This is a genomic window from Microbulbifer zhoushanensis (genome assembly GCF_021729055.1).
GTDB classification, from domain to species: domain Bacteria; phylum Pseudomonadota; class Gammaproteobacteria; order Pseudomonadales; family Cellvibrionaceae; genus Microbulbifer; species Microbulbifer zhoushanensis.
Genome location: NZ_JAJSAO010000001.1, coordinates 450,062 through 462,610, shown reverse-complemented (window position 1 = coordinate 462,610; position 12,549 = coordinate 450,062). Strand labels below are relative to the sequence as shown.

11 protein-coding genes are annotated in these 12,549 nt (G+C 63.0%); 9 read left to right on the top strand and 2 right to left on the bottom strand.

Features of this window, described 5'->3' with window-relative positions; translation table 11 throughout:
* Entirely contained in the window at window positions 1-312 is a 312-nt protein-coding gene (locus LVD10_RS02000) for a hypothetical protein (protein WP_232942748.1), read from the bottom strand.
* 198 nt (window positions 313-510) lie between these two features.
* Here LVD10_RS02000 and LVD10_RS01995 point away from each other — a divergent pair, with 198 nt between their 5' ends.
* The 5 genes from LVD10_RS01995 (at window position 511) to LVD10_RS01975 (ending at window position 6,032) form a co-directional block, all read left to right on the top strand.
* The gene (locus LVD10_RS01995) at window positions 511-2,142 is read left to right on the top strand and encodes an alpha/beta hydrolase (protein ID WP_237061624.1); all 1,632 of its coding nucleotides are present in this window, start codon (window positions 511-513) and stop codon (window positions 2,140-2,142) included.
* A gap of 202 nt (window positions 2,143-2,344) precedes the next feature.
* A complete protein-coding gene (locus LVD10_RS01990; protein ID WP_237061622.1) occupies window positions 2,345-3,589 on the top strand; it encodes a lipoprotein-releasing ABC transporter permease subunit in 1,245 nt (414 codons plus the stop codon).
* Window positions 3,590-3,679: 90 nt separating this feature from the next.
* On the top strand, window positions 3,680-4,438 hold the full coding sequence (lolD, locus tag LVD10_RS01985) for a lipoprotein-releasing ABC transporter ATP-binding protein LolD (protein WP_237061620.1): 759 nt from the start codon (window positions 3,680-3,682) through the stop codon (window positions 4,436-4,438).
* Window positions 4,431-5,693, top strand: coding sequence for a lipoprotein-releasing ABC transporter permease subunit (locus LVD10_RS01980; RefSeq protein WP_237061617.1), 1,263 nt, complete (start codon window positions 4,431-4,433; stop codon window positions 5,691-5,693). The genes lolD and LVD10_RS01980 overlap by 8 nt, the downstream gene beginning before the upstream one ends.
* 27 nt (window positions 5,694-5,720) lie before the next feature.
* Window positions 5,721-6,032, top strand: coding sequence for a hypothetical protein (locus LVD10_RS01975; protein WP_237061616.1), 312 nt, complete (start codon window positions 5,721-5,723; stop codon window positions 6,030-6,032).
* On the opposite strand, the gene LVD10_RS01970 is transcribed toward LVD10_RS01975, so the two are convergent.
* A complete protein-coding gene (locus LVD10_RS01970; protein WP_232942736.1) occupies window positions 6,018-6,542 on the bottom strand; it encodes a DUF2062 domain-containing protein in 525 nt (174 codons plus the stop codon). The two genes, LVD10_RS01975 and LVD10_RS01970, sit on opposite strands and share 15 nt — an antisense overlap.
* A gap of 321 nt (window positions 6,543-6,863) precedes the next feature.
* Here LVD10_RS01970 and LVD10_RS01965 point away from each other — a divergent pair, with 321 nt between their 5' ends.
* From LVD10_RS01965 to acnD, 4 genes are all read left to right on the top strand, one after another.
* Window positions 6,864-7,538, top strand: coding sequence for a GntR family transcriptional regulator (locus tag LVD10_RS01965; RefSeq protein WP_232942734.1), 675 nt, complete (start codon window positions 6,864-6,866; stop codon window positions 7,536-7,538).
* A gap of 3 nt (window positions 7,539-7,541) precedes the next feature.
* Window positions 7,542-8,420, top strand: coding sequence for a methylisocitrate lyase (gene prpB, locus LVD10_RS01960; protein WP_232942732.1), 879 nt, complete (start codon window positions 7,542-7,544; stop codon window positions 8,418-8,420).
* A gap of 84 nt (window positions 8,421-8,504) precedes the next feature.
* Window positions 8,505-9,632 carry a bifunctional 2-methylcitrate synthase/citrate synthase gene (gene prpC, locus LVD10_RS01955; RefSeq protein WP_237061615.1) on the top strand — a complete coding sequence of 376 codons (1,128 nt, stop codon included), beginning with the start codon at window positions 8,505-8,507 and terminating at the stop codon, window positions 9,630-9,632.
* Between the two features lie 314 nt (window positions 9,633-9,946).
* Window positions 9,947-12,544 (top strand): Fe/S-dependent 2-methylisocitrate dehydratase AcnD, encoded by a 2,598-nt coding sequence (gene acnD / locus LVD10_RS01950; protein WP_237061614.1) that lies wholly within the window; start codon window positions 9,947-9,949, stop codon window positions 12,542-12,544.
* Window positions 12,545-12,549: the final 5 nt, after the last annotated feature.

The window sequence follows — 12,549 nt, the reverse complement described above, 5'->3', positions numbered from 1 at the left end:
TCAGCCCCGCGGCTTGCTCACCACGTGCAGCACCTTGTCCCACTCGAAGTACACGTAGAAATCCGCATACTCCCAGCGCGAGATGGCGGGATCGCCAACAGGGCCCTGGATGCCGACCGGCTCGCCCAGGCGCGCGGTTACCTGGTCCTTGTCCAGTCCGCGCATGGTTGATGCCTCGGCGACCTGGCCCTGTTCCCCCACGGGTACTTCAACAGTTTCAGCCAGGCTTCCCACTGAGATACCGAGTGCCAGGATACCTGCCAGCATTCCGAGGCGGGGCAGGGCGTCACGGTTAGTCGGTTTGTTGTGCATTCTTGTTCTCCGGCGAACAGGTTCTGTCGTTATTCTCAAGCTGGCCAGCTTTGCAGCCATTAAAGCAGATATTGTGCCTAAACATTTGGCATTATTCACGTTTTTAGTCTGGCCCGGGACCGGTCAGCAGCGCTGGCCGGGGTATCGGATTGCCTGTGCTAGGCTGAGAGAAGAATCCTGTCCTGCGGATAGTCACGGATGCGACTCGCCCATTTCCTCTCCATACCCGGGGTGTTGCTTGGCACCATCTTCTTTGCCCTGTCACTGACTCCCTCATTGATCCCCCGCGATGCCGTGATGCAGGGCATAGTGTCGGGGATATCATTTTCCGCCGGCTATGGCATCGGCGTGCTCCTGGTGTGGTTGTGGCGCTTCCTGGAGTTGCCTGTTCCCCGTGAAGGTGCCCGCAGGGTGATCGGTTGGGTCACAGCGGTGGCCTGTGTGTTGCTGGCCCTCGCTTTCCTTTGGCAGGCAACCGGGTGGCAGAATTCCGTGCGGTCCCTCATGGGGCTGGAGGACGTGGACAGCGGCCGGCCGGTGACCATCACCCTGGCCGCACTGGCGCTTTTCCTGGTGATTCTCCTGTTGGCGCGGCTGTTCCGCCGCATCATGCGCTTCCTGTCCCGCCACCTGGAACGCTTTATTCCCCGGCGGGTCTCCCTGTTGCTGGGACTGGTGGCGGCATTCGCGCTGTTCTGGGCGGCAGTCAACGACGTCCTGATTAATACCGGCCTGCGGGTCACGGATTCGATTTACCAGAAACTCGATGCGCGCATTGCGCCGGATATGCCGGCCCCCGAGAACCCGGATAGCCCCGGGGGCGCCAACTCCCTAGTGCGCTGGCAGGATATGGGGCACCAGGGGCGGCAGTACCTGGCCCTGCGGCCGACACAGGCCGATATCCGCGAGGTGGCTGGCAGGGCCCTCGAGCCGATCCGCGTCTACGTGGGGCTCAATGCGGCGGAAACGCCGGAGGCGCGCGCCAAACTGGCGCTGGATGAGTTCATCCGGGTCGGGGGCTTTGAGCGCTCGGTGGTGATCCTGATTACGCCTACCGGGACCGGCTGGGTGGACCCGGGAGCCATCAATTCCGTCGAGTTCCTTCACCGGGGTGATATAGCCAGCGTGGCAATGCAGTACTCCTACCTGCCGAGCCCGATTGCACTGATGACGGAAGACGCCTACGGGCGGGAGTCGGCTGAGGCCCTGTTCCAGGCCATATACGGGCACTGGCGGTCGCTGCCGCGCGATTCCCGGCCCCGGCTGTACCTCTTCGGCCTCAGCCTGGGCGCGCTCAATTCCGACCGCTCATTCGACTTCTACGACATCATTGATGATCCCTTCCACGGTGCCCTGTGGACCGGGCCGCCATTCCGCACCGATACCTGGCGCGCGGTTACCGCCAACCGCGATCCCGGCTCCCCCGCCTGGTTGCCCGAGTTTGGCGACGGTGCCGTGGTGCGGTTCGGCAATCACTTCGGCGGTTATGACCGGGGCAGCGCCCCCTGGGGGGATTTCCGCCTTGCCTTCCTGCAACACTCCAGCGACCCGATAGTGTTCTTTACCCCGGATGCGCTGTGGAGCAAGCCGGCGTGGATGAACAAGCCGCGCGGGCCCGAAGTCTCGCCGGACCTGCAGTGGTATCCCATCGTCACCATGTTCCATCTGGCGGCGGACATGCATGCCGGTATCGCGCCGATGGGTTTCGGCCACAGCTATGCCCCGGCCGACTACGTCCGTGCCTGGCTGGCACTGACCGAACCGCAGGGCTGGGGTGAGGCTGACCTGGACCGGTTGCGGGAAAAGCTGAAGGGATACAACAAGCGGTAAATGTGTCCAATTCCTTGGATTTCTCGCGCCATATCCGTTTAAATCACGTCTTATGATCGCCTCTTTAGGCTTGCCGGGATGTCGCTGGGCAGCCGGTGGCCAGTCTGGGCTGCAGGGCCCTGCTGGTCCGGGGGCGGATGGCCACTGGCCGCAATGGGCGAACAGAGCGCCACAACCGCCCCGCAATGGAGTTATGTGAATTATGTGGGTCCGTCCCGTCCCCCTCTTTATCGGCCTGCGTTACGTAGCCGCCCGCCGCCGACAGCAGTTTATTTCCTTTATCAACGGCTTCTCGCTACTGGGGATGGCACTGGGTGTCATGGCCCTGATTGTGGTGACATCCGTGATGAACGGTTTTGACCGTGAACTCAAAACCAGGATCCTCAGCGTGGTGCCCCACGGCTTTGTGGAGAAAGAGGGAGGCCTGGAGGACTGGCGCGGCGCCGCCGAACAACTGGTGCAGCAGCCCCATGTGGAGGCAGCGAGCCCGTTTGTGCGCGGCTTTGCCCTGCTCGGTTCCGGCAATGAGAGCCACGGGGTGGAGTTCCAGGGTGTGGATCCGGTGGCCCTGCGTAATGTCAGCGAGGTGGGGGAGCACATGGTGCTGGGCAGCCTCGACAGCCTGCAGCCGCGCAGCTACAACATCGTCCTGGGGCGTATCCTCGCGCGCCAGCTCAATGTGATTCCCGGGGACAGTGTCATCCTCACCCTGCCGGAAGTGGTGATTACCCCGGCCGGTATCTTTCCCCGCACCAAGCGATTTACCGTGAGCGGTGTTTTCTCTGTCGGTGCCCAGGTGGACCAGAGCATGGCCCTGGTGCATATCGAGGATGCGGGCCGCCTGTTGCGAATGCCCGGCAGGGCACAGGGCCTGCAGTTGCGCTTCGACGATATGAACAACGCCCTGGGCAGGGTTTCCGGTTATGCGGATGAGCTGGGTGAGGGCTTCAGCGGTGAAGACTGGAGCAAGTCCCAGGGCAGCCTGTTCCAGGCGGTGAAAATGGAAAAAACCGTGGTCACACTGATGCTGATGATCATTGTCGCGGTGGCCGCATTCAATATTGTTTCCGCGCTGGTGCTGATGGTGGCCGACAAGCGCTCGGACATCGCCGTGTTGCGCACCCTGGGGCTGACATCGCGGCAGATCATGGGCGTGTTCGTGGTGCAGGGCAGCGCCATCGGGATTATCGGCGCCGTCGCCGGGGCGCTTCTGGGTATCCTGATTGCCCTCAACCTGACCGATATGGTGAGCTGGGTGGAAAATGTCCTCGGTGCCAAGATTTTTGATCCGCGGGTTTTCTTCGTCAGCTTCCTGCCCTCTGAATTCCGGACCGCGGACGCCGTCACCGTGCTGACCGCGGCAATCCTGATGAGCCTGCTGGCGACCCTGTTCCCCGCCTGGCGCGCCGCGCAGATTGAGCCCGCCGAGGCGCTGCGCTACGAGTAAAAGCACCGAACGAATAACGCATCCCGGAATGCGGCCCGCCGGGCAACGGCCGCCGCGACCGACAATGAAAATGACTGGCCCGAATAAATGATGAACAGCCAAGTAGAACTGCAAGACAAGCCGGAGACCGGCAACAACGACACGCACAATGATGTGGTGGTCCTGTCCTGCCGCAGCCTGCGCAAATCCTATCGACAGGGAACCAACGAGCTGGAAGTGCTGCGCGGTGTGGAGCTGGAAGTGCGGCGCGGGGAAAAGCTGGCGATTGTGGGGGCCTCGGGCTCCGGCAAGTCGACCCTGCTCAACCTGCTCGGCGGGCTGGACACCGCCACCTCGGGTGAGGTCCAGGTGGCGGGCAAAGACCTGGCCACGCTGAATGCCAATGAACGGGGCTGGCTGCGCAACAGCAGTCTCGGGTTTGTTTACCAGTTCCACCACCTGCTGGGGGAGTTCTCTGCGCTGGAAAACGTGGCGATGCCGCTGCTGATCGGCAAGCGCCCGGTTGCCGAGGCCCGGGAAGAGGCCACGGCCATGCTGCGGGCGGTGGGGCTGGGGGAACGCCTCGACCACAAACCATCGCAACTCTCGGGTGGCGAGCGCCAGCGGGTCGCCATCGCCCGCGCGCTGGTGACGCATCCGGCCTGTGTGCTGATGGATGAGCCCACCGGTAACCTGGACCGGGCCACGGCAAGGGAAATCCACGGCCTGATGGACAGGCTCAACCGGGAGCTGGGTATCAGCTTTGTCATCGTTACCCATGACCCGGACCTGGCGGCGGCACTGGACCGCACGCTGCACCTGATCGACGGCCGGCTCGAGAGTGACTGGCAGCAGGGCGACCATGTTTAAGCCGCTGCCCACCTATATCGGCCTGCGCTATGCCGGCGCGCAGCGTCGCGGTGAAGACTCCGCCGGCCTGGTGTCCTTTATTTCCGGCCTGTCCATGGTGGGCCTGGTACTGGGTGTGGCCCTGATGATCGTGGTGATGTCGGTGATGAACGGTTTCGATCGCGAACTGCGCGACCGGATCCTGGGCATCATGCCTCACGCCACCATCTACAACAGCAGTCCCGATGTCGACTGGCCGGCAATCCGTGACCAGCTGGCGGCGGCCCCGGCAGTGGAGGCGGCCGCCGAGGTCTGGCAGGTCAACGCGCTGGCGCGCAAGGGCAGGGAAGTCACGCCCCTGCTGGCCCAGGGGGTCAACCCGGAGACCATTACCCGGGTTTCCAATATTGGCGAGTTCGTGTCGCCGGACAGCTTTGCCGCGCTGGAAAACCCGGCGGAGCCGGGCGTGATCCTGGGCCGTGGGCTGGCAGAGAAGCTGGGAGTGAAGCGGGGTGAGCACCTGTCCCTGATTGTGCCCAACAGTGGCGGGGCCGAGGGCGGCCGCCGTGCCGCACGGCTGGCGGGCTTCCAGGTGGTGGATGTATTCCACTCCGGCACCGCGCTGGACCACAGCCTGGCCCTGCTGAGCTGGGACCAGGCCCGCAACCTGGCGGGCGGTGCCGGGGGCGCCGGCGTCCAGTTGCGTGTGGGTGAAATGCTGGAGGCAAACTGGATCATGCGGCAACTGCTGGGCGAATTGCCGGCCCAGAATTTCTACGGCAGTGACTGGAGCCGCACCCACGGCAACCTGTACCAGGCAATCCAGATGTCGCGCAACCTGGTGGGCCTGCTGGTGCTGCTGATTATTGCCATTGCCGCCTTCAATGTGGTTTCCACCCTGGTGATGGTGGTGATCGACAAACACAGCGATATCGCCATCCTGCGCACCATGGGTGCCAGCACCCGCGAGATCCTGCTGACGTTTGTCAGCCAGGGTGCGCTGGTAGGGCTGGTTGGCGCCACCGTGGGTGGCCTGCTCGGTGTGCTCGGGTCACTGGTGGTGACGGACCTGGTGGCGGGGCTCGAGTCCCTGTTTGGAATCCAGTTCCTCAAGTCCGACGTCTACCCGGTGGACTACCTGCCTTCGCAGCTGCAGTGGGGTGACGTGGCACTGGTGGTGGGGGCCGGCTTTGTCCTGAGCCTGGTGGCTACCCTGTACCCGTCGTTGCAGGCGAGCCGGGTGCAGCCGGCAGCAGCGTTGCGGAACGAGCAATAAATAAAAACAGGGTCTCAGGGAGGGGGAATGAGTTTTGTGCGATTTATGGCGGCCATACACCGGCCGTCGATCTTCTGGTGGCCATTTCCCTTTCTTCGCCCCGCTGAGGGGCAGCCATTCGGGCGTTTCCGGCTGTTTACCTGCGCGACCCTTTATCCGCTCTACCTGTGGTGCCTGGTGTCGGTGATTCTTTTTTTGAAGAAGGGCCTGGGCACCGCAGAATTGTTGCCGCTACTGGGCGTAATGCTCTGCTTCTTTCTGGCCTATTACTCCGCTGTGGCCTACTGCTGGAACCAGGTTAACAACCCCGGGCAGCCAGGGGCTTCACTGGATCGCTGAGCGCCGCGCCAGGCGCATCTTCCAGCGCTTCACCACGTGCCAGCGCCACAGGGCCTGCATGCCAAAATAAGAAACTGTCGCGAAGAAGATCCCGCTCAGCAGCGAGCCGAAAAACAGCGGCAGCCAGATCTTACCCACCTCGCCGGTCAGCCATTCCCATGACAGTTCCAGCCGGAAGTCCAGGGGCGGCGTGCCCAGGATCCAGGCGCCCAGCTTGTAGGTGCTGTAGAAAATTGCCGGCATAGTGACCGGATTGCTGATCCACACCAGGATCATCGACAGGGGCAGGTTGCAGCGGAACCACAGCGCCAGCAGGGCGGCGATCACCATCTGGCCGGGTAGCGGCAGGAAGCTGGTAAAGACACCCACGGCGAATGCGACAGAAACCGAGTGCCGGTTCAGGTGAAAGAGGTTGGGATCGTGCAGCAGGGTCCCCAGAAAGCCCAGGCCCCTGTTGGCCCGCACCTGTTCGGGGGTTGGCAGCCAGCGCCTGATGATACTTTTCGGCATAACGTCACTGTACCCGAAGACCGGCGGCCCGGACGAATATGATTCAACTCTCAGGGGAGGTGGGCGGGTCCGGTCCGCCACCTGTCCTGGCTCACTCTCAAGGATAGATTGTGGCCGGGTGGGCGGCACGGCCCAGCCATTGCGGGCGCTATTATGCCCGCTCAGGGCCCTCAAGACTACTATTGTGCCTTTCGTACAATTTCCGCCTCTATTGTCAACACTTGGGGCATGTTTTGCCGGTTGACGGGTGCTTTCACCTGATTTATGGTGTCCGCCACATCCAGATTGTCGACAATCTTGTGCCAGTAGGGGAAGCCCAGCTTGAAAGCAGCCACTTCACAGAACGCTGTAGCCGGCCAGAGCCTGGCTGATCGCCTGTATGAGACCCTGCGCGCTGAGATCGTCGAGGGGCGGATTGCCGCCGGCAGCAAGATCAGCGAGCCGGAGCTGGCCCGTCGCTTTGAGGCCAGCCGGGGCAGCCTGCGCGAGGCCCTGATGCGGCTCGAGGCGCTGGGCCTGCTGGAGCGCCGTGTCAATGTCGGCGCCCGGGTGGTGGACCTGAGCGAGCGCGGCCTGCTGGAGCTTTACGACGTACGTGAAGCGCTGGAGGGCATGGCCTGCCGGCTGGCGGCCACCCAGCGCACAGACGCCGACCTGGCAGAACTCCGGCGGATGCTCGAGCACCATGAGCAGCAGGAAGAGCTGCGGGCCGGTACCGCCTATTTCCAGCCCGAGGGCGATTTCGACTTCCATTTCCGCATCGTGCAGGCCTCCGGCAACGACCTGCTGATCGACACCCTGTGCAACCGCCTGTACTACCGGGTGCGCATGTACCGGTACCAGCTGGGTATGGCCAGCCCCCGTGCCCAGCGGGCCTTCCGTGAACACAGTCATATCATCGAAGCCATCGAGGCCGGGGACGGTGACCTGGCGGAGCTGCTGATGCGCCGCCATATCCGCGCCTCCCGGCAAAACATAGAAAACAAACTGAGGTAGCCAATGAGCCACACTCTCTCTGCTGGCGCGCGCTTTCGCCGTGCCCTCGCCGAAAACAACCCGCTGCAGGTTGTGGGGACCATCAACGCCTACAGCGCCATCATGGCGGAGCGTATCGGCCACAAGGCGATTTACCTGTCCGGTGGCGGGGTGGCGAATGCCTCCTACGGCCTGCCTGACCTGGGCATGACCAGCCTGGACAACGTGCTCGAGGACGTACGCCGCATTACCGCCGCCAGCGAACTGCCGCTGCTGGTGGATATCGATACCGGCTGGGGCGGTGCCTTCAATATTGCCCGCACCATCAAGGAAATGATCCGTGCCGGCGCCGGCGCGGTACACATCGAGGACCAGGTGGCGCAGAAGCGCTGTGGCCACCGCCCGAACAAGGAAATTGTCAGCAAGGAAGAGATGGTCGACCGTATCAAGGCGGCGGTTGACGCCCGTACCGACGACGATTTCTTTATCATGGCCCGTACCGACTCCTTTGCGCAGGAAGGGCTCGACGCCGCCATCGAGCGTGCCCAGGCCTGTATCGAGGCCGGTGCCGACGGCATCTTCGCCGAGGCGGTCACCGAGCTGGAGCATTACCGCGCGTTCAAGGATGCGCTGAATGTGCCCATCCTCGCCAACATCACCGAGTTCGGCAAAACCAGGCTCTACAACAAGGCCGAGCTGGCGGAGTCCGGTGCTGATATGGTGCTGTACCCGCTGTCGGCATTCCGCGCCATGAACAAGGCCGCGGAAAACGTCTACACCAGCATCCTGGAAAATGGCGACCAGCAGGCGGTGGTGGACACCATGCAGACCCGCGCCGAACTGTACGACTACCTGAATTACCACGACTTCGAGCAGAAGCTCGACGACCTGTTCAAGAAGTAAACCCGAGTTCGATTTTTACCCGTCGCCATACCGGGCCCCGGCATGGCGAAGCAAAAATTCTTTCCTAAAAAAGGGGATCAGAAGATGGCAGAGAAAAAAGTAGGAGGCGCCGGCCTGCGCGGCCAGGTTGCCGGTAAAACCGCACTTTCCACCGTTGGCAAAAGCGGTTCAGGCCTCACTTATCGCGGCTATGACGTCAAGGACCTGGCAGAACACTGCGAGTTCGAGGAAGTCGCTTACCTGATCTTCAACGGCGAGCTGCCCACCAGTGCGCAGCTGGCAGATTACAAGGGCACCCTCAAGGGCATGCGCGGCCTGCCGCAGGCACTGAAAGAAGTGCTGGAGCGCATCCCCGCCGACGCACACCCGATGGACGTGATGCGCACCGGCTGCTCCATGCTGGGCAACCTGGAGGGCGAGGAGTCCTTCGACCAGCAGCTGGAAAAGGCCAACCGCCTGCTGGCCGCCTTCCCGTCCATCATCTGCTACTGGTACCGCTATACCCACGACGGCGTGCGCATCGAGACCGAGACCGATGACGACTCCATCGGCGGCCACTTCCTGCATATGCTGCGCGGCGAGAAGCCGAACGAGCTGCACGCGCAGGTGATGAACGTTTCCCTGATCCTGTACGCCGAGCACGAGTTCAACGCGTCCACCTTTACCGCGCGCGTCTGCGCCTCCACCCTGTCTGACCTGTTCAGCTGCATCACCGGTGCCATCGGTTCCCTGCGCGGCCCGCTGCACGGCGGCGCCAACGAGGCGGCCATGGAATTGATCGAGAAGTTCTCCTCCGCCGACGAGGCCGAGAAAGGGCTGCTGGGCATGCTGGAGCGCAAGGAAAAGATCATGGGCTTCGGCCACGCGGTCTACACCGAATCCGACCCGCGCAACGCCATCATCAAGCAGTGGGCAGAAAAGCTGGCTGCCGACGTGGGCGACGAGGTGCTGTACCCGGTATCCGTGCGCTGTGAAGAGGTGATGTGGCGCGAGAAGAAGTTGTTCTGCAACGCCGACTTCTTCCACGCTTCCGCGTATCACTTTATGGGCATTCCCACCAAGCTGTTCACGCCGATCTTCGTGATGTCCCGCGTAACCGGCTGGGCCGCCCACGTGTTCGAGCAGCGCGCCGATAACCGCATTATCCGCCCGAGCGCGGAATATGTCGGTCCGGAACTGCGTAAAGTGACGCCGATGGCCGAGCGCGGCTAATCGCGTTTAACGGCCACCGGCCGTGAGGGTTGTGCCGCTGCTCAGGTGCAGTGGCGGCCCGGCCGCCGGTGACCGCCCCCGCGACCCGCCGTAAACCCATCCATGGGGGCTTGTCTGCGAGATCCCTCTCGCAGACAGTCGCGGGGGCAGCCACCGTCAACCGGGCCTTCCCATTGCCCAGCGGTGGTTGTCTGCATTCGGTTGGATTGCCGTGCTTCAGGCCGAGCCTGGAAGGGCGCTGGACCTGATTGCAGAAATACCGCTACAAAACATTCGATGGGCCCCGCAGCGGACCCCAAATTATTGATCACACTATGAATACCGAATACCGCAAAAAACTCTCCGGCACAGACCTCGACTTTTTCGACACCCGCGAGGCCGTCGAAAAAATCCAGCCGGGTGCCTATGAAAAACTGCCATACACTTCCCGTATCCTGGCAGAGAACCTGGTGCGTCGCTGCGAGCCAGAAATGCTCACCGATGCCCTCAAGCAGCTGATCGAGCGCAAGCGCGACCTGGACTTCCCCTGGTTCCCCGCGCGCGTGGTGTGCCACGATATCCTCGGCCAGACCGCCCTGGTGGACCTGGCCGGCCTGCGCGACGCCATCGCCGAGAAGGGCGGTGACCCGGCCAAGGTCAACCCGGTGGTACCCACCCAGCTGATCGTCGACCACTCCCTGGCGGTCGAGCACCCCGGTTTTGAAGAGAACGCGTTCGAGAAGAACCGCGCCGTGGAAGAGCGTCGCAACGAAGACCGCTTCCACTTTATCAACTGGACCAAGACCGCGTTCGAGAACGTGGACGTAATCCCGCCCGGCAACGGCATCATGCACCAGATCAACCTGGAGAAGATGTCCCCGGTAGTGCAGAAGAAAGATGGTGTTGCCTTCCCGGATACCTGTGTCGGCACCGACAGCCACACACCGATGGTGGATGCGCTGGGCGTCATTTCAGTAGGCGTCGGCGGCCTGGAAGCCGAGAGCGTGATGCTCGGCCGCGCTTCCTATATGCGCCTGCCCGATATCGTCGGCGTGGAGCTGACCGGCAAGCTGCAGCCCGGCATTACCGGTACCGATATGGTGCTGGCCCTGACCGAGTTCCTGCGCCGCGAGCGCGTGGTTGGCGCCTACCTGGAATTCTTCGGCGAGGGCGCCTCCAGCCTGAGCCTGGGCGACCGCGCCACCATCGCCAACATGACCCCGGAATACGGTGCCACCGCCGGCATGTTCGCCATCGACGAGCAGACCATCGACTACCTGAAGCTCACCGGCCGCGACGACGAGCAGGTGGCTCTCGTAGAGCAGTTCGCGAAGGAAACCGGCCTCTGGGCGGACAGCCTGAAAGATGCCGAATACGAGCGCGTACTGAAATTCGACCTCTCCTCCGTCGGCCGCAACCTGGCCGGCCCCTCCAACCCGCACGCACTGCTGCCGGTATCTGAACTGGCCAACCGCGGTGTTGCGAAAGAGTGGAAGGAAGAAGAGGGCCTGATGCCCGACGGTGCGGTGATCATCGCCGCCATCACCAGCTGCACCAACACCAGCAACCCGCGCAACATGATTGCCGCGGGCCTGATCGCCCGTAACGCCAACAAGCTGGGCCTGACCCGCAAGCCCTGGGTAAAGACCTCCCTGGCACCGGGCTCCAAGACCGTAAAAATGTACCTGGAAGAAGCCGGCCTGCTGCCCGAACTGCAGCAACAGGGCTTCGACGTGGTCGCCTTTGCCTGCACCACCTGTAACGGCATGAGCGGCGCGCTGGACCCGAAGATCCAGAAAGAAGTGATCGACCGCGACCTGTACGCGACTGCCGTACTGTCCGGCAACCGCAACTTCGACGGTCGTATCCACCCCTACGCCAAGCAGGCCTTCCTGGCCTCGCCGCCGTTGGTCGTGGCTTACGCCATTGCCGGCACCATCCGCTTCGATATCGAGAAGGATGTACTGGGCCACGATAAAGACGGCAACCCGGTGACCCTGAAGGATATCTGGCCGAGCGACGAAGAGATCGACGCGATCGTCAAAGAGAGCGTCAAGCCGGAGCAGTTCCGCGACGTCTATATCCCCATGTTCGACCTGGAGAAGGGCGAGAGCGAGAAGGGCAAGCCGCTGTACGACTGGCGCCCCATGAGCACCTATATCCGCCGCCCGCCGTACTGGGAAGGCGCTTTAGCGGGAGAGCGTGGGCTGAAAGGCATGCGCCCGCTGGCGGTGCTGGGTGACAACATCACCACCGACCACCTGTCGCCGTCCAACGCCATCCTGGCCAGCAGTGCGGCCGGTGAATACTTGGCGAAAATGGGCCTGCCGGAGGAGGACTTCAACTCCTACGCCACGCACCGGGGCGATCACCTCACTGCCCAGCGCGCCACCTTCGCCAACCCGAAGCTGCTGAACGAAATGGTGCGTGACGAGAACGGCGAAGTGAAGCAGGGCTCACTGGCCCGCATCGAGCCGGAAGGGCAGGTGACCCGCATGTGGGAAGCCATCGAAACCTACATGGACCGCAAGCAGCCGCTGATCATTATCGCCGGCGCCGACTACGGCCAGGGCTCCTCCCGCGACTGGGCCGCCAAGGGCGTGGCGCTGGCCGGTGTGGAAGCGATCGTGGCGGAAGGCTTCGAACGCATCCACCGCACCAACCTGATCGGCATGGGCGTGCTGCCGCTGGAGTTCCAGCCGGGCACCACCCGCGAGACGCTGGGCATCGACGGCACCGAGACCTTCGACGTAATCGGCGAGCACAAGCCCCGCGCAACACTGGCGCTGCTGATCCACCGCAAGAACGGTGAAACCGTAGAGGTCCCGGTAACCTGCCGCCTGGACACCCAGGAAGAGGTCTCCATCTACGGCGCCGGCGGTGTCCTGCAGCGCTTCGCCAAGGACTTCCTCGAAGCAGAAGCCCAGGCCTGATGCGA

Excerpts from the sequence above, each read along its gene's own strand:
- LVD10_RS01970 (WP_232942736.1), bottom strand. The coding sequence starts at position 6,542 with ATGCCGAAAAGTATCATCAGGCGCTGGCTGCCAACCCCCGAACAGGTG.
- LVD10_RS01995 (WP_237061624.1), top strand. The coding sequence starts at position 511 with ATGCGACTCGCCCATTTCCTCTCCATACCCGGGGTGTTGCTTGGCACC.
- LVD10_RS01990 (WP_237061622.1), top strand. The coding sequence starts at position 2,345 with ATGTGGGTCCGTCCCGTCCCCCTCTTTATCGGCCTGCGTTACGTAGCC.
- lolD (WP_237061620.1), top strand. The coding sequence starts at position 3,680 with ATGAACAGCCAAGTAGAACTGCAAGACAAGCCGGAGACCGGCAACAAC.
- LVD10_RS01980 (WP_237061617.1), top strand. The coding sequence starts at position 4,431 with ATGTTTAAGCCGCTGCCCACCTATATCGGCCTGCGCTATGCCGGCGCG.
- acnD (WP_237061614.1), top strand. The coding sequence starts at position 9,947 with ATGAATACCGAATACCGCAAAAAACTCTCCGGCACAGACCTCGACTTT.
- LVD10_RS02000 (WP_232942748.1), bottom strand. The coding sequence starts at position 312 with ATGCACAACAAACCGACTAACCGTGACGCCCTGCCCCGCCTCGGAATG.
- LVD10_RS01975 (WP_237061616.1), top strand. The coding sequence starts at position 5,721 with ATGAGTTTTGTGCGATTTATGGCGGCCATACACCGGCCGTCGATCTTC.
- prpB (WP_232942732.1), top strand. The coding sequence starts at position 7,542 with ATGAGCCACACTCTCTCTGCTGGCGCGCGCTTTCGCCGTGCCCTCGCC.
- prpC (WP_237061615.1), top strand. The coding sequence starts at position 8,505 with ATGGCAGAGAAAAAAGTAGGAGGCGCCGGCCTGCGCGGCCAGGTTGCC.